The following is a 15,779-nucleotide window of genomic DNA, read 5'->3' as shown; positions in this document are numbered from 1 at the left end:
AGCTACGCCGGAGTCAGCACCTGGCCGGCGGGATCTCGTGCACGGAGGTCGTGTAGTTCGGCGAGAGCATGTGCTGCCGCATGCCCCACGCTGGCCGCGCGTGCCAACCAGATGCGCCAATGCCGGCCGTGCCGCGCCCGAACTTCTGGTTGATCCGGTCCATGGTGTCCATCAGCCTGTCGTTGCCGACCACCGTTGGACCGAACAGATCAGCCTGCAGCTCATCCGGCCGAGCCAGGTCGAGCAGCGCCACACCTGCCTTCTTGTATCCAATGCCGTCCCGGAGCAGGCCGCGCAGCAGCTTGCGCACGATGCCCAGCACAACGGTGGTGTCCGCGGTCGACGTGGGCAGGCTCACCGTCCTACTCGCGTTGTGCTGCCGCAGCTCTGGCCGGAATACGTCGGAATGGGCGAACACCCAGATGCCGGCGGTGACCAAGCCTCGGGCACGCAGCTTCTCGCATGCGCGCACGGCGAAGGTGGCCAGCGCCTGGGCAATCGCTTCGTGGTCCTCCACCCGGTCTGCGAAAGATCGGCTGACCATGATCTGCTGGCGATCAGGTTCAACTTCCTCCAGCTCCATGCAAGGATGCCCCTGCAGCTCGCGCTGGGTGCGCGCCAGCGTGACCCCGAAGGCGGCCAGGATGTCGTCCGCCGGCGCGTCGCGCAGGGCAGCGGCGGTGCTGATGCCCATGGCCTCGAGCCGCGGTGCCAGCCTGCGGCCGACGCCCCATAGATCCCCGACGGGGAAGGTATGCAACACCGAATCCCGGTAGGCCGTATCCCCGAGGTCGATCACGCCGTCGGCGCTCTTGGCCACCTTGTTGGCCAGCTTGGCCAGCGTCTTGGTGGGGCCGATGCCGATGCAGTTGGGAATGCCGGTCCACCGATGCACACGCTGCCGCAGATCGCGCGCGAACCGATAGCGATCCCGCACCCCTTTCAGGTCGATGAAGCTCTCATCGATGCTATACACCTCCACCCTCGGCGCTGCTTCTCTCAGGATGGTTACAACCCGGGCGCTCATGTCACCGTACAGACCGAAGTTGGCCGAGCGCATCTGCAGCCCGTGGCGGCGCACCAGGTACTTCAGCTCGTGGGCCGGCTGGCCCATCTTGATGCCCAGGGCCTTGGCTTCGGCCGAGCGCGCGATGGCGCAGCCGTCATTGTTGCTCAGTACCACCAGCGGCACGCCGCGCAGCGCCGGCTGGAACACGCGCTCGCAGCTAGCATAGAAGTTGTTCCCGTCAACGAGCCCGAACATGGCCGCCCCGGCGCTTGATCTGGCGGACGACCCCCACCACGGCGAACACCTCCACCTCGGTGGCCTGCTCCAGCACGATCGGTGGGAAGTCGGGGTTGGCCGAGTGCAGCTCCATGTGGCTCTCGAACAGCTGCAGCACCTTGCAGGAGGGCTGGTTCCCGTCCCAGATGGCAATGACCAGGTCGCCGGCCTGCGGCGTGACTGACCGGTCCACCACCAAGATGTCCCCGTCGCTGACGCCCGCGCCGCTCATGGACCAGCCATCGGCTCGGTAGAGGAAGGTGGCGGCGGGGTTGCGCACCAACAGGCGATGCAGGTCGATCGCATCGTCCATGAAGTCGTCGGCCGGCGACGGGAAGCCTAGCCGGGCGCGCGCTGCGGCCAGGGGCACGAACTGCACCGGGCCGTCGATCAGCGCGGGGCCGATGGGCTTGGCCAAGGTGTGGGGGAAGGGGAGGGACTGCATGGGCGTACTCTGGAAGCGGCATGTCTCACAAGTCGAGACGTGGCGAATGTTAGTACAATTACTAACTGCCGGTAGTGAATTGCCGTACGCGGATTGATGAACGCGTTCTACTGCCGTTGCGCCAGTCGCGGCCTCCGCGACGATAGGCGGTCATGCTGCAGCAATGGCGAACTGGCAAAAGGATCAGGCCTCATTGGAGGCCCAGGCTGCGGCCAAGCTGCTGCAGGCATCGGAACTCGAACGGGATTCCTCGGGAAGCTGGAGGTCTCGTGCTCGCCGCCGGCACAGCGCCCAACTGCTGCGGGCTGCAGCCAGCGGTCATCAGCGAGCCGCCAGCCGCTTGGCAGGCCTGGACCTGCCCGAAGACCTTCCGTTCTAGCGGCTCAGGCCCTTGCGCATCTGCACCACCGTTGCACCAGCACCGGTGAGAAGTTCGAGCAGCGCCTCCACCGCAGCACGCTTCTCCGCGTCGTACTCGAAGAAGTTGTAATGCCGCTTCTGAACGCCGCTCAGTCCGTGGGATTGCAGATGCCCGCGGACTTCTTCGGAAAGGCCAAGCGCTGCGAGCCGCGTTTCTACTGTGCGGCGCAGGTCGCCCGGCGTGAACGGCGATGCCAGTTCTTCAGCAGCCACCATGTTGGCCACCACCGGATCCATGATCCCTCGGAACTCGTCATAGGTGGCCGGTGCCTTCCCGCCTGTAAGCGAGAATAGGTGTGGCCTGGCGTCGCCTTCGTCATCATCGTCGCCGCGCAAGGTGGCGAGATCCGCAGCCATTCGCGGGAGCAGTGGCACCAGATGCACGCGCGGCAAGCGGCGACGGCCTTTGATGTCGAGCAAGCGGACGGACCCGGTACCGGTGTCCGCGTCGTGATCGTGATCTGACCACTTCAGCCGCATCAGCTGCGCAATGCGCTGGCCGCCTGTCAGCAGGTGGAAGCGCAGAAGCGCCCCGTGCCGTCCAGGCATGGCCTCGATCCTGCGCCAGTAGGCACGCAACTCTGCCACCGAGAGCACGCGGTCGCGCGGCTGACCGCTGTCGAGCGTAGCCAGGTCGCGCGCCGGGTTCCTAGACACGTTGAGCGCGCGCAGAGCATCGGGAGCGGCAGCGTCCTGCTTCGCCGCGATCGCCGCCGCGTAGGCCGCACGCAAGTACGACCGGATCTTCCCGCCCTCACGCAGTTTCTTGGCGCGCACCATGCGCGACAGGATCGGGAGCAGGTCGTCCAGTTCGAGCTCGGATGCGGGGCGGGTCCACAGGGCAGGCCACGGTTCTTCGATGTGGCGTTTGATGGACGCGCGGGTGGCCGCAGCAGACACCTTGCCGGCATCCTCCAGGCTCTGGGCATAGGCCGTCATCAGCGCACCCAGAGTTGCACCTGATCGGCGCGTCGATTCGGCCAGAGCGTCTGCCTTCGCGCTTTCCGCTGCAGCTGCCTCGGCCGCTATCGCATCTCGCAGATCCCGGTCGCCGGCCTGGTACCGGCGGGACAATGCCGCCGCCGCTTCGCGCGCCGCGGACAGAGCCAGGCCCGTGCCGATCAGCAGCCGGTCGCGTTGGCCGTTGGCCTTGGTGTACCTGTAGTAGTAGCGCAGCTGCCCACCGGCGAGCTTCCGCACGTCCAAGCAGCCGGTGCCGCGCGGAGCAGGATCAGAGGCCCATTCGCCTACCGGCAATGCGGCAAGCCCCTTCGCTGTAAGCATTCCTTTCATTGCGCCCATTGGTGACCGCTCGGTGACCGTTTGTCCGTGGAAAGAGGTGGACGATGATGGGCGCAGGTGGTCGCACAGCCTGAGAAAATCAACGACTTAGCTTAAAGTCGGGACGCCTATGGAAGCGCGTGGAAGCCTTATAGAGGCCTCATAATCCCTTGGTTCCAGGTTCGAATCCTGGTGGGCCCACCAAAAAAGGCACTTAGGCTTCTGCCCAGGTGCCTTTTTTGTGCCGCAGGGAAAATTGCCGGGAAGAATCGGCGCTCGCGCGGTGGTTTCACGACTGGCACGTCGTGATCGTAGCGACCCGTAGTGGTTGGCGATTTGTGCCCGGCCGCATCCTGCTTGTCGCCACGGTTGCCCTCGGTGTCGGTAATTTCCCGGTGCTTTCGACCGTGCATCGAGAACCGCTCATCCTCGGCGATTACTCTCTCGCTCATCGCCATGCGACTGAAGCGTTGCCAAGCGCTGGACATGCCGACATCGAGATGACCGGTGACTACTTCGACGTAGCCCGATCTGGACTGCCCAGCCTGTAACGAACTCCGCGCCTCCGACAAGCCGCCTGCGGGCGGCTCATCTTTGGCCTGATCGCCCAGGCGGCTAGCTTGCCTGCTGTCTCCGCGCCGCGCCCCAGCGCTTGGGTAGCGCAAGCAGAGGACGCTCAAGCAGAGCGTGCACGATGTAGCCTGCGACGCAGCAAGCGAACGCGCTTACCACCACGAACATCAAGTGCCCGGCCCAGCCAGGCGCCGGCGAGAGCATTGCCCAGGCGCGCCCCATGGCTGATATGACAAAGATGTGGGTCAAGTACAGCGAATAGGACGAATCGCCCAGCAGAGTCAGCCAGCGCGGCGCCTGCAACCCGCCCCTGGCTTCCCAGACAACAGCGCCAGCCAGCAGAAGCACAGCAGCACTGCCAAAGCATGCGACCCGAGTGCCGACGGCCATTGTCGCTGGTCCTGCCTCAGGTAGCGCCACCGCTGCAGACACGGCGACTGCGACGCCAGCGACGACCAACGGCAATCCCAGCCGTGCCGGGATATGACGCCAGTAAAGCCCGAGCAGGGCACCGGCGATGAATTCATAGGTCAGCGGGTTGGTGACAAGAACGTGGGCCGGCGTAGTCGGACCTGGCGGCAACCATGGCGCAACGCCGATGGCTGCTGCCCAGAGCAACAGAAAGGCCGGCACGAAGCGCTCCGGTACAAACGCGATGACACCGGCGAACACCAGATAGAAGTAGGCCTCATGCACCAGCGTCCAGCCCACCGTCAGTACGGGCAACTGGGCGTGAGGAATCAGCAGATAGGAGGCCAGCACGCTCTGGCCGGCATACGAACTGTTCACCATTGAGGGAACCACTGCCATCAGCGCCACGACGAGGGTGGTGAAGATCCAGTACATCGGCAGCACACGCCAGGCACGCTTGACCAGGAACTGCGCACTCGCGCCCGCCTTCGTATAACGACCGGCGGCGATGGTGGTCATCACGAAGCCAGACACCACGAAGAACAGATCGACCCCGGCATCGGCATACCTTGCCACCGCGTCGAGCATCGCCGGGCCTTGCAGGTATTTGATTTCGACACCGCGGAGATGGAACAGAACTACGGCAAGCGCTGCCACGCCGCGCAGGCACTGTAGCGAGTCCATTCGTTGCTGCGTGCCCATTCTTCGCGCTCCATGTGGGGCCGCATGCTACCACCTGACCGCGCCGCACTGCACTGGATCGCCAGGACAGGGACGAGCGGCGCCGAGCCGTGCTTGAAGCGCCCCGCCGCGCCCGCGCCTGTGCACTTCAGCGACCGCGGCAGATTCAAGAATACTCCCAGGCGAAATCCCTCAGAATCTCCCCGCCAGATCCTGATCCCGGAATGCGCCGGCAACGTAGTCGATAAAGACCCGCGTCTTCGGCGGCAGGTAGCGGCGATTGGCGTAGTAGATGGAGATCGGTCCGCCGTCGGCTGACCAGTTCGGCAGCAGTTGAATCAGCTCGCCGCGCTGCAGGTAGGGCAGGGCATGCGAGGTCGCCACGAAGGCGGCGCCAAGGCCGAGCGCGGCTGCTTTGCACAGGCCGCCGGGGTCGTCGAAGATGATCCGCTCACCAACAGGGGACACGGCTTCGTTGCCGTGTTCGTCCCGCAGCATCCATTGCACGAGTCGCCCCGTGCGCGTCGAGCGCATGTCGATCAGGTCGAGTCCGGCGAGGTCCTGTGGCGACGCTGGAGGGCGCCGTGCCTTCATGTAGGCGGGCGATGCGACTGCCACGATGCGCACGCGGGCGAGCGTCCTGGAGATGGTGCCCGGAGTGAGCTCAGAGCCTCGCCCTATCGCCGCGTCGTAACCTTCAGCAACCAGGTCGACATGCCGGTTGTCCAGCTGCCAGTCGATCCTGATCTTCGGGTACGCCGCGAGGAAGCCAGGCAGGAGGGGCAGGACGTAATCCATGCCGAACACGCTCGCCATGCTGACCTTGAGGACACCCGAGGGCTCCTGCTGCTGGTCCGAGGCTTCGGCAATCGCATCCTGCAGGCCCTCGAGGTTGGACCGGATCGAGTCCGCCAAGCGCTCCCCGGCTTCGGTCAGTGTCAGCTTGCGGGTGGTCCGGTGAAAGAGCCGGACCGCAAGATTCCGCTCAAGCATCGCGACATTGCGGCTGACCGCTGAAGGTGTCAGCCCCAGCTGCTTTGCGGCCGAGGAGAAGCTTCCCGTGGCCGCCGCGCGGGCAAAACACTCAAGGTTGGACAAGGTCTCCATGGGGGCATTCTCAATCAATCATCACAAGTGATTCAACCGATTGATGACTACCGGGAAACGGCAGGCGCCCCGATCCTAGCCGTGCCGCCAGACAGGCGGCGCCTCTCCCCATTCTGGATATGCCATGACCACGCAAACGCTTCCGCAGAATCTCACCGAGCAGTCGTCACAAACCCGCATGGTGCTGGACCGGCATCTGGAGGCCTTCCGTCTGGGCGATGTGGACCGGACCCTGGCGGACTACGCGACGGACGCCATCATCATCAATGGGACGGGGTCTGTGATCAAAGGGCATGCAGAAATCCACGAGACCTTCGTGCAGGTCTACCGCGACTACTTCCCGGACGGCACGCGCAACATCACCATCGATGAGCTGGCAGTCCATGGTGAGACCGCCTACATCCGCTGGCGCGCGAAGAACGCAATCATGGCGACCGATACGCTCATCGTCCGCGATGGCAAGATCGTGATCCAGACCTTTGCAGGCCTCTTCAGGGAATAAGCATTGGCCGGTGTTGGTGCTGGTGGTGCCGTCGGCATCAATCAAAAACGTAATCCGCTTTGCCCGGGGGCACTTCGACCGCATCTCCGCGCCGCACCAGCTCGTCGATATCCACCGCCTGTGCTGCGAGCGCATCGTGCGCGTCGAAGTCCCACTTCTGCCTGTATTCGCGTGCCAGCAGATCGCAGACCGCTTTGGCCTGCTGGTGCGTGTCCATGTTCTCTGCACGATCCATCAGTTGATCGCGGTGGATCTGGCACAGCGTGAGCTGGTGCGCATCTTCGGATCGCTCGCGTTCCCAGGCAATGTCGGGCAGGGCGGAGAGTGCGGAGGCAAGTGCGACGGCAATCAGGGGCATGATCCGGTTCCGGGCAGTGGCGAAACCGGAGCGTAGGCGATGGTGCATGACGATGGATATGCCGCGGGATGCACGTTTTACTGGGTGTTCACCATTCGCTGGGGAATGGTTGCAGTGTGCAGATGGCGTTCTCCACGCATGGCGTGGAGCTACTGGTTCTGGAACACGGCCAGCTGCGCGGCGAACGCGCGCTGGTACGCCGGCCGCTCCGTCGCGCGGACGATGTAGGCGGCCAACACGGGATACTCATCGACGATGCCGCTGCTCTGCAGCCGCAGCAGTACCGACACCATCAACAGGTCGCCGGCGCTGAAGTCTCCGTCCAGCCACTGCGCATCACCCAGTCGCGCGGACAACTCGCCCAGCCGCCTGCGCACGCGTTCGTCGAGCATCACCAGCCGCTGCGCATACCAGGGCTGCTCGCGTTCCAGCACCCACGCCATCGAGCGTTCGACGATCGGCGGCTCCACGGTGTTCAGTGCGGCGAACATCCAGGTGATCGCACGCATGCGTGCGCTCGCATCGGCGGGCAGCAACCCGGTATGCTGTTCGGCCAGGTGCAGGACAATCGCGCCTGACTCAAACAGCACAAGCTCGTCATCCTCGTAGGTGGGAATCTGCCCGAAGGGATGCCGCGCCAGGTGTGCCGGCTGCTTCATCTCCTCGAAGGAGAGCAGATGGACGTCGTACGCCACGCCCAGCTCCTCCAGCGCCCAGCGCACGCGCATGTCGCGGGCCAGACCCTGCCCACGGTCCGGGGAATGCTTGAATGCGGTCAGGATCGGGGTCATCGGGTTGTCCATCGGCGATAGCCCACCTGCTTGGCCGGCCTTCCTTTCATTGACGTGCAAGGAACCCTGAAATCGACACAGGTACTTTCCGAGCAGGCAAGCCAAGGCCGCCAGGATGAACGGTTCACGTCGGGCGGTTCGCACGGGGTGCGTGGTGACGCGATACTGGTCTTCTGCACACCCTTGGGGAAGTACGTGAGCACGTCCAGACTGCCGCGGATCGTTGGGTTCGACGTGCCTCGGCTTCACCAGCAGGTGGATTCGGCTGCCGATGAAGCGATCACTGCGCTGCTGGACCAGGCGCCCGATGAGCAGTGGACTGATCGCTTCCTGCAGCAAAGCGCCACGCTGGCGTCGCAGCTTTCATTGGCGGAAGTGAAGGTGGAGGGCACCCGCATCGCCTTCCATGGCTCCATCGCCGATGCGCGTGCCCTGGCCGATGCTGTCATTGCGCTGGTGAACAACCTGAACGATCAACTGATGCAGGAAGGCAACCTGCTTGCCGGACAGGAGTGATCTGCCCGCAGAGTCTGTCAGCCCGCTTGCGGAAGCAGCGCCGGCCCGGACAGGCGGGCCCAGCAGCCCATCGCCATTTCCGCCGACCCCGGGTGGCCACGCAGGCTGGTGCGCAGTGCGAGCCGTGACTGCAGGTCGGTGAGCCACGCCGTGCGCGTGCCGTGTGGGTTGCGGACGTAGATATCGCACGCCAGGCGGATGACCGGTGCAACCTCGTGGCGGAAGTTGATGGCGGGCAGATCGCCCGTCTGGAATGCGGCCTGCCAGTGCTGCAGCTCGCGTTCGACGTCAACGAAGTCCTTGTTGGTGGTGCGTTCCATGAGACTTCTCCTGTTGGAACGCCAACGTATACCTCCGCGTGTCAGCACCCTGTGTTGGTGCTGCCGGTCCGTTCATGGCGGCTGTTCATTATTCGCACGATCCGATGCAGCTGCGTAACCGGCCGAAGCACACAGTGGCGTTGCAGCAGATGGCTGCGGTGGAGCAAGACATGAACAACAACACGCAAGGCCAGACCGACCGCAACAACGCCTCGACCGATACCCGGCAGGCCGCCCAGCAGGGGCAGACCGATGGCAACGAACTGGGTGGCGAGCAGAAGCAGGATGGCAAAACGGGCCAGCAGGAACAGCAGCAGGACGACCAGCCAGGTGGCCCGCAGAAGTCCGGACAGGAACAGAAGAGCGAGCCGGGCCGCGACGCCCGTCGCTGAGCAGTAAGCAAAGAAAAGGCCGCGCGTTGCGCGGCTTTCCTCTGTCCAACGTTCTGGAAGAGCGCTGATGCCATCCCATGCCCGCGCGGTAAGCCTGATGACGAAGATCATGTACCAGTGCCGACCGGCAAGGACGACGACGATGGCGCGATGCCGCGCCTGCCAGGCACCCAGTCCGGGTGGCATGGAGTGTGCCCGTTGCCTCACTGAGGAACTGGGCGGTGTGATCGGCAACCGCGGCGCCGCTGCGCGCTGGCTGGATTCGTTCCTGAAGGTGCAGCAGGACGAGGCGTTTGTCTTCGTCTGCGCGAAACGGATCGAGGAGACCGCACTGGCGGGTCGCAGTCTGGAGTGACATTGCGCAGGCGTATGCTCGAATCCCAATGGAAGCGAGCGTCATGTCTTTTCAGCGACCTTGCGTCCTGAACCAGCTCCGCTGCCGTATTGAAGGTGCGCAATGGCTAACCTGACCTATCATCCGCCGCTGGGCGTGCGCTGGCTGACATTCCGCCTGCGCAACGGCCAGTCCATCGGCCCGGAGAAGCTGCGGGCCGTGTGGTCCGATGCCGCAGAGACCAACAACTGTTCGGTCCGGCGCGAGCATGTGGAGGGTGCCGGCTTCGTCTATGCGTTGTACGCACCCAGCGGGCTCTGCGTTCCGCGCCGCGCTGAGCTGCGCATGCGGCTGTTGCTGGAAGAAGCGGGCTACGCGTTCTCGATGGGCGTGCTTACCGGCAGCCATCCTGCCTACGGTTGAGCGCACGTTGATCTGATCGGCCCCGAGGTTGCTAGACTGCGCGCCCCGCGCGTCGCCGCAATCACGGAAGATGTCCATGCCAAAGCTGTCTGCTCTCGCTGTTTTCATGGCGCTCGCTGCGTGTGCACCAACCGCACTTGCCAACGAACAGGACAGCGCGTCGACCATCGCGTTCAAGTCGATCAGCCCTGTGCTGAATGCCTTGATCAATGCCGATGATGCGCAGGAATTGATGGAAAAGGCTGAAGAGGACGACGCCACGCTGCTGCAGTCACTGGCGCTCTATCTGGCGGCAAGCCGCGAAGACGCAACGTTGGCATTGGCGCCGTACCGTGCAGCGGCATTGTTCGCTCGCCGCGGTGACGATGCGCTTGCCGAGCGCTATCTTCGTGAAGCCGACGAGCGTGGCATGTGGTTCGCGCCCGCGCTGGCCGACAACGATGACTTCGAGCACCTGCGCGCAACGTCATTCTTCAAGCGGGTGCTGGGCAACACGCAGGCGCGCTATGCGCAGGTATCTGCAGGCAAGGTGGGCGCCATCTCGGTACTGCAACCTTCCAAGAGTGTTGCGATGACGGCCTGTGCGCCGGTACTGGTGTGGCTGCACGGCTACGGCATCAACGGCCGCCTGGACAGCAGCAAGCAGCCGCTGGCGGACGCTGGTGTGGTGCTGCTGGGCATCAACGGTACGGAGATGCGCGAGTCGTTCGACAGCTTCAGTTGGACCGGCCCCTATGAAGGCACGCACAAGGTGGTGCAGAAGGGGCTGGATGAACTGGCCGCACGCCAGTGCATCGACCGCAAGCAGGTTTATCTGATGGGTTTCTCGCAGGGTTCACAGCATGCGGGTGCGCTGCTGGCGCAGCACCCGGATGACTACTCCGGTGCATTGCTGGTGTCGCCGGGCGGTTGGCGCCAGGCGGTGCCTACGCAGAGCAGTGCACGCGGCAAGCGGGTGTTCGTCATCAACGGCGAACAGGAAGGGCCGGCCAACCAGAAGATGAGTGCGGACTTCCGCGCGCTGTTCAGCGATGGCAACGAACTACGTTCGCGTACGCATGGCGGTGGCCATTTCTATCCGGACGACTGGAAGACCTCGTTTCCGCAGGCAATTCGTTGGATGATGGGCAAGGACGGCTGAGTCAAGGAGCAACAATGGGTCTGCGTGGAAACCGGCTTGAACGGCTGCATGCCCAGCGTGCTGCGCTGCAAGCCGAGATCAATCTCGAAGCGGCCCGACTTGCTGCCAGGCAGCTGCCTGCGGAGCAGTTCGCGGAGGCGCTGATGCCGCTGTCGCTGCGCTTGCAGGCAATTGACCAGCAGATACTGCGGACAACACCTGCGCGGGAGCTGATGAAGCGCCTGCGCGAGGTGGAGCGGCAGTTGTCCGCCCCACAGCAGCGCGGGGCGAGTGAACGTCGCGCTCTGGAAGCGGAGTTGCGCGATCTACGCCTGCACTTCAGCAACCCGCGTCGTCGCCCGCTGACAGTCAAGGTTGTGCTGATCCTGTCGGTGGCTGTTGCCGCAGCATTGTTTCTGCCAAAGGCCATCGTGGCGCTGCTTGCGCCCTGACTGAGTGAGCGGCCGCCGCCTGCCGAAGCGGGCAACGTGCCCACTGCTTCCCGGAAGGCAACATCGCGAGCCCGCCTGGGGGTCTACTGCGCACTCCCTGCGTTGCCTACGCTGATCCCACACGGCCCTTGCCGTGCTCCGGGCCCACGACAGTTCGTGGACGTCGCCTTCAATCGAACCACGCGGTGCTGTGCTGCGGGGCATTGCTGCCCCGGCAGTGCCTTGCCCTGCGCCGCGCGAAGGCTTGGCCCGGAAATGCCAGCCAGCCCTGCCTGCCTGTTTGCCTGCCAGCCAACCTTCGTGGAGACCGCCTCATGTTCAGCCTGGAAAACACCACTACCCACGCCGCACCCGCACTCGACGAGCTTGTTCCCTCGCGCTATGCACTGAAAGTCGGTGACATCGACGTGCTCGTGGTCAGCGACGGCGTGCTGCCGTTGCCGACGCAGATGCTCGGCCATAACGTGCAGGCATCCGAGCGTGCCGAATGGTTCGACGAGATGTACCTGCCACAGGATGCTTTCGACTGGGCGTTGAACGTGATGGTGGTGCACAGCGGTGAGCGCACCATCCTGATCGATGCCGGCCTGGGCATGGACCCGGACCTGCAGCTGCCGCGCGCTGGCCAGTTGATCCGTCGCCTCGGCGCCGCCGGCATCGACCTGGGCGAGATCACCGATGTGGTGATCACCCACATGCACATGGATCACATCGGCGGCCTGCTGGTGGACGGTGTGAAAGCGCAGCTGCGGCCGGACCTGAAGATCCACGTCGCGGCATCGGAAGTGGCGTTCTGGAAATCGCCCGACTTCACCCGCACCAACATGCCGCACGGGTTCCCGGACGCGCTGCGGGCGACCGCCACGCATTTCTGGGCCGAGTACGGCAGCTTCGTGCATACCTTCGAGGATGAGCAGGAGATCGCACCGGGTGTAGTCGCGCGCCGCACTGGTGGCCACACGCCGGGCCACTGCGTGGTACGCGTTGCGTCGGGTGGCCAAGCGCTGACCTTTGCGGGTGATGCGGTGTTCGCGGTCGGTTTCGATCAACCGAACTGGCACAACGGCTTCGAGCACGACCCGGAAGAAGCGGCGCGCGTGCGCATCGAACTGCTCGACGCGCTGGCCGGTACCGGCGAGATGCTGGTGGCCACGCACCTGCCGTTCCCGTCGGTGGGTCGCGTGTCGCGCGAGGGTCAGGCGTTCCGCTGGGTGCCGGTGTTCTGGGATTTTTGATCAAGTTTTCTGGACTTAATGTCACTAATGGTCCCGGTCAGGGGCGCACAGTAGCCCCTGTCGAAACCCATCCATATCCGCAGGAGGTCCACCATGAACACCGTTTCCCGCACGCTCACCGCAACTGCCCTGGCCCTGTCGATGCAGGTGGGCCTGTCCGCCCAGGCTGCAGAGCCGGCTTACCCGTCCGCAACCAGCGGCGTCACGCGCACCGCCAGCATCATCACCACCGCCGATGGCGTGCAGCTGTACTACAAGGACTGGGGGCCGAAGAACGGGCCGGTGGTGACCTTCAGCCACGGCTGGCCGCTGGATTCGGACAGCTGGGAATCGCAGATGATGTTCCTGGCCGACCACGGTTACCGCGTGGTCGCCCACGACCGCCGCGGCCACGGTCGTTCCAGCCAGCCGTGGGACGGCAATGACATGGATCACTATGCCGATGATCTGGCCACGGTGATCAACACGCTGGATCTGAAGGACGTCACGCTGGTGGGTTTCTCCACCGGCGGTGGCGAAGTGGCGCGTTACATCGGCCGCCATGGCACAGGCCGGGTGAAGAAGGCCGTGCTGATCAGTTCGGTGCCGCCGTTCATGCTGAAGACCGCAGACAACCCCGGTGGCGTTCCGATCGAAGTGTTCGACGGTATCCGCAAGGCACAGCGGGAGAACCGTTCGCAGCTGTACAGGGACATTCCATCTGGTCCGTTCTATGGATTCAACCGGCCGGGTGCAAAGGTCAACCAGGCGATGGTCGATGCGTGGTGGGCGCAGGGCATGCTTGGTGGCCAGAAGAACACCTACGACTCGATCGCGGCGTTCTCGGCGACCGACTTCCGCGGTGACCTGGAAAAGTTCGATGTGCCGACCCTGGTCATCCACGGAGACGACGATCAGATCGTGCCGATCGACGTGGCTGGTCGGATGTCGGCCAAGCTGATCAAAGGTGCCAGGCTGATCGTCTACCCGGGTGCGCCGCATGGCCTGACCGAGACCCACAAGGACAAGGTCAACCAGGACCTGCTGGCGTTCCTGCAGCAGAAGTAACAGCAGGCGCAGCCCTCAGGCAGGCGGCGCGAGAAGGGCGGTACGGCCACGTCATGCGTGGCTGTGCTGTGCGTGAAGCCAACCGCATCCATGCAGGGCAGAGAGCCCGCCAGTAGAGCCACGCCATGCGTGGCTGTGCTTTGCGTGAAGCCAACCGCATCCATGCATGGCGTGGATCTACTGGATCGAGGCTGGCTGTTTCAGGCTCTGCAGCTTGTTCGGGTTGCGCTGCACCAGAATCTGCACGATCTGCTCGCCGTTGGTATCGAAGGCCATTGCCGATTCCAGCACGCCATCGAAGTAACGCAGCAGCCCGAGTCGTCCATTGATCACGCTCGGGACCATCCGCAGTTGGTCCTTGCGACGCAGGTGCGGGGCATACAGCAGCTGCGCGATGCGTGCGCCGCCGACCATTGGTTTCGGGAAGCTGGTGACGATGCCGCCGCCATCGCCGATCAGCACTGCCGATTCGGCCATCAGGGCTTTCATCGTCCTGAAGTCGCCATTGGCGATGGCCTCGGCGAAACGCCGCATCAGTTTCTGGTGCACGTCCTGCGGCACGTTGTAACGCGGGCGGTCCTGCCGCAGCTGCAGGCGTGCGCGGTGCACGATCTGCCGGCAGGCGGCTTCGGTCTTGTCCAGCGTGCGTGCCACCACGTCGTAATCCTGGTCGAACACATCGTGCAGCAGGAACGCGGCACGTGCATCCGGCGCCAGCCGCTCCAGCACATTGAGGAAGGCCACCGACAGGTCGCTGGCCGTTTCCAGCATGTACTCGGGTGTGCCGGTGTCTTCAGTGAGCAACGGCTCGGGCAGCCACATGCCGACATAGTGCTCGCGGGTGCGCCGGGCCAGGCGCAGGCCATCGATGGCGCGGCGGGTGGTGGTAGCCACCAGCCAGGCTTCGGCGTTCTCGATGTCCTGCTGGTTGGCGCCATGCCAGCGCAGCCACACGTCCTGCACCACATCCTCGGCCTCATGCGAGGAGCCGAGCATGCGGTAGGCCACGCCGAACAGGCGCGGGCGTAGGCGGGTGAACAGTGCAGTGGGGTCGTCCATGCCAGCAGAGACGGGACAGGTCCGCCGATTGTGACATCGGCGGACCTGTGAAGGTGGCTGGTACTGCGCCGGACCGGAGGCGGTCAGTGTGACGGCAGCACCGCCGGCTTGCCGATGTCCTTGATCAGGAACACGACGAACGTGGCAGGTTCGGTCTGGCTGGCATTGCGGCCCACGGTGTGCAGATCGGCGGGACCTTCATGGAAGGCTTCGCCGGGGCCGAGGGTAACCTCGCGTCCGCCGGCCACGCCCATCACGATGCGGCCTTGCAGCACATAGACGAAGCCGTGGGCATCGTGCCGGTGCACGGGATCGGCGCCGCCGGGTGGGTACTGCACCGTCAGGATCAGTGCTTCCTTGCCCGGCTGTTCCGGCAATGGACGGGTCATGACCTCGCGCACGATGGGCTCGGGGGCGCTCGGCGAGGGTGTGGCGGCATTGCTGGTCAGCGGCATCAGGGCCAGCAGGGCGAGGGAACGGAGTGAACGCATGGCAGGTCTCCAGCAGGAAAGTGTGCAGTCGAAGCTCAGGCCAGACCGGCCCTGTCCAGGCCAAAGGTCTGGTCCAGCGAGCCGGGCTTCGTACGGAAGGCTACGTTGGCGCGGTTCCAGGCGTTGATTGCCATCACCGCGTAGGTCAGATCGACGATTTCCTGTTCGGACAGCTGGCTGCGCACGCGCTCGTACATGTCGTCGGGAACGCCCTGCGCAGGCAGGTGGGTGAGCACGTCAGTCCACGCCAGGCAGGCACGTTCGCGCGCGCTGAACAGGTTCGATTCGCGCCACGCCGCGACATGGTGCAGGCGCAGTGGGCGTTCGCCACGGATCGTTGCTTCCTTCACGTGCATGTCCAGGCAGAACCCGCAGCCGTTGAGCTGCGAGGCGCGGATGTTGACCAGATCGATGATGGCCGCTTCGATCGAACTGTTGTGCACGGCATGGGAGAAGGTACCGAGCTTCCTGAAAAGTTCGGGCGACTGCGCGGCGTAGTCCAAGCGTTGGTTCATGGCGATGTTCCGGAGGGAATT

General features: G+C 64.5%; 21 protein-coding genes. 10 read left to right on the top strand and 11 right to left on the bottom strand.

All coding sequences use genetic code 11. The features are described from left to right. Positions 1-13 precede the first annotated feature (13 nt). From CR156_RS16950 to CR156_RS16935, 3 genes are all read right to left on the bottom strand, one after another. On the bottom strand, positions 14-1,264 hold the full coding sequence (locus CR156_RS16950; RefSeq protein ID WP_100553671.1) for a Y-family DNA polymerase: 1,251 nt from the start codon (positions 1,262-1,264) through the stop codon (positions 14-16). Further along, positions 1,248-1,730: a LexA family protein gene (locus CR156_RS16945; protein ID WP_100553670.1), complete on the bottom strand. Its 483-nt coding sequence runs from the start codon at positions 1,728-1,730 to the stop codon at positions 1,248-1,250. The genes CR156_RS16950 and CR156_RS16945 overlap by 17 nt, the downstream gene beginning before the upstream one ends. Before the next feature lie 375 nt (positions 1,731-2,105). Then, positions 2,106-3,443: a site-specific integrase gene (locus CR156_RS16935; protein ID WP_133120100.1), complete on the bottom strand. Its 1,338-nt coding sequence runs from the start codon at positions 3,441-3,443 to the stop codon at positions 2,106-2,108. A gap of 293 nt (positions 3,444-3,736) precedes the next feature. Here CR156_RS16935 and CR156_RS22995 point away from each other — a divergent pair, with 293 nt between their 5' ends. Continuing rightward, positions 3,737-3,982 carry a hypothetical protein gene (locus CR156_RS22995; RefSeq protein ID WP_165781004.1) on the top strand — a complete coding sequence of 82 codons (246 nt, stop codon included), beginning with the start codon at positions 3,737-3,739 and terminating at the stop codon, positions 3,980-3,982. Positions 3,983-4,046: 64 nt separating this feature from the next. On the opposite strand, the gene CR156_RS16925 is transcribed toward CR156_RS22995, so the two are convergent. Beyond that, the gene (locus CR156_RS16925) at positions 4,047-5,117 is read right to left on the bottom strand and encodes an acyltransferase family protein (protein WP_100553667.1); all 1,071 of its coding nucleotides are present in this window, start codon (positions 5,115-5,117) and stop codon (positions 4,047-4,049) included. Positions 5,118-5,288: 171 nt separating this feature from the next. Beyond that, entirely contained in the window at positions 5,289-6,203 is a 915-nt protein-coding gene (locus tag CR156_RS16920; RefSeq protein WP_100553666.1) for a LysR family transcriptional regulator, read from the bottom strand. Positions 6,204-6,327: 124 nt separating this feature from the next. Here CR156_RS16920 and CR156_RS16915 point away from each other — a divergent pair, with 124 nt between their 5' ends. Then, positions 6,328-6,705, top strand: a complete 378-nt coding sequence (locus CR156_RS16915; protein WP_100553665.1) for a nuclear transport factor 2 family protein — start codon at positions 6,328-6,330, stop codon at positions 6,703-6,705. Positions 6,706-6,742: 37 nt separating this feature from the next. On the opposite strand, the gene CR156_RS16910 is transcribed toward CR156_RS16915, so the two are convergent. Together CR156_RS16910 and CR156_RS16905 are read right to left on the bottom strand one after the other, a co-directional pair. Next, positions 6,743-7,063, bottom strand: coding sequence for a hypothetical protein (locus CR156_RS16910; RefSeq protein WP_100553664.1), 321 nt, complete (start codon positions 7,061-7,063; stop codon positions 6,743-6,745). A 149-nt stretch (positions 7,064-7,212) separates the two neighbouring features. Next, positions 7,213-7,854 carry a glutathione S-transferase family protein gene (locus CR156_RS16905; protein ID WP_100554215.1) on the bottom strand — a complete coding sequence of 214 codons (642 nt, stop codon included), beginning with the start codon at positions 7,852-7,854 and terminating at the stop codon, positions 7,213-7,215. Positions 7,855-7,884: 30 nt separating this feature from the next. Here CR156_RS16905 and CR156_RS16900 point away from each other — a divergent pair, with 30 nt between their 5' ends. Further along, positions 7,885-8,370: a hypothetical protein gene (locus CR156_RS16900; RefSeq protein WP_243381850.1), complete on the top strand. Its 486-nt coding sequence runs from the start codon at positions 7,885-7,887 to the stop codon at positions 8,368-8,370. Positions 8,371-8,387: 17 nt separating this feature from the next. Here CR156_RS16900 and CR156_RS16895 read toward each other — a convergent pair whose 3' ends face one another. Beyond that, positions 8,388-8,690 (bottom strand): hypothetical protein, encoded by a 303-nt coding sequence (locus CR156_RS16895; RefSeq protein ID WP_100553663.1) that lies wholly within the window; start codon positions 8,688-8,690, stop codon positions 8,388-8,390. Positions 8,691-8,860: 170 nt separating this feature from the next. Here CR156_RS16895 and CR156_RS16890 point away from each other — a divergent pair, with 170 nt between their 5' ends. The 7 genes from CR156_RS16890 to CR156_RS16860 all read left to right on the top strand — a co-directional run bounded on the left by CR156_RS16890 (position 8,861) and on the right by CR156_RS16860 (position 13,693). Continuing rightward, positions 8,861-9,082 (top strand): hypothetical protein, encoded by a 222-nt coding sequence (locus CR156_RS16890; RefSeq protein ID WP_133120099.1) that lies wholly within the window; start codon positions 8,861-8,863, stop codon positions 9,080-9,082. A gap of 142 nt (positions 9,083-9,224) precedes the next feature. After that, complete coding sequence (locus CR156_RS16885; RefSeq protein ID WP_223879982.1) at positions 9,225-9,437, top strand: hypothetical protein; 213 nt, start codon at positions 9,225-9,227, stop codon at positions 9,435-9,437. Between the two features lie 102 nt (positions 9,438-9,539). Next, on the top strand, positions 9,540-9,839 hold the full coding sequence (locus tag CR156_RS16880; RefSeq protein ID WP_025879032.1) for a hypothetical protein: 300 nt from the start codon (positions 9,540-9,542) through the stop codon (positions 9,837-9,839). A 76-nt stretch (positions 9,840-9,915) separates the two neighbouring features. Beyond that, positions 9,916-10,980: an alpha/beta hydrolase gene (locus CR156_RS16875; protein WP_165781003.1), complete on the top strand. Its 1,065-nt coding sequence runs from the start codon at positions 9,916-9,918 to the stop codon at positions 10,978-10,980. A gap of 14 nt (positions 10,981-10,994) precedes the next feature. Then, positions 10,995-11,411 (top strand): hypothetical protein, encoded by a 417-nt coding sequence (locus CR156_RS16870; protein ID WP_100553659.1) that lies wholly within the window; start codon positions 10,995-10,997, stop codon positions 11,409-11,411. Between the two features lie 314 nt (positions 11,412-11,725). Beyond that, a complete protein-coding gene (locus CR156_RS16865; protein ID WP_100553658.1) occupies positions 11,726-12,646 on the top strand; it encodes an MBL fold metallo-hydrolase in 921 nt (306 codons plus the stop codon). Between the two features lie 93 nt (positions 12,647-12,739). Then, a complete protein-coding gene (locus tag CR156_RS16860; protein ID WP_100553657.1) occupies positions 12,740-13,693 on the top strand; it encodes an alpha/beta fold hydrolase in 954 nt (317 codons plus the stop codon). A 177-nt stretch (positions 13,694-13,870) separates the two neighbouring features. Here the strand turns inward: CR156_RS16860 and CR156_RS16855 are convergent, their stop codons facing one another. The 3 genes from CR156_RS16855 to CR156_RS16845 form a co-directional block, all read right to left on the bottom strand. Further along, positions 13,871-14,752 (bottom strand): RNA polymerase sigma-70 factor, encoded by an 882-nt coding sequence (locus CR156_RS16855; protein WP_100553656.1) that lies wholly within the window; start codon positions 14,750-14,752, stop codon positions 13,871-13,873. Between the two features lie 83 nt (positions 14,753-14,835). Next, positions 14,836-15,243, bottom strand: a complete 408-nt coding sequence (locus CR156_RS16850; RefSeq protein WP_100553655.1) for a cupin domain-containing protein — start codon at positions 15,241-15,243, stop codon at positions 14,836-14,838. 35 nt (positions 15,244-15,278) lie between these two features. Then, complete coding sequence (locus CR156_RS16845) at positions 15,279-15,758, bottom strand: carboxymuconolactone decarboxylase family protein (protein WP_100553654.1); 480 nt, start codon at positions 15,756-15,758, stop codon at positions 15,279-15,281. Positions 15,759-15,779: the final 21 nt, after the last annotated feature.

The sequence above is a fragment of the Stenotrophomonas lactitubi genome (assembly GCF_002803515.1).
GTDB classification, from domain to species: Bacteria; Pseudomonadota; Gammaproteobacteria; order Xanthomonadales; family Xanthomonadaceae; genus Stenotrophomonas; species Stenotrophomonas lactitubi.
Note: the sequence above shows the minus strand (reverse complement) of the source record. Positions and strands in the feature narration are given on the sequence as shown.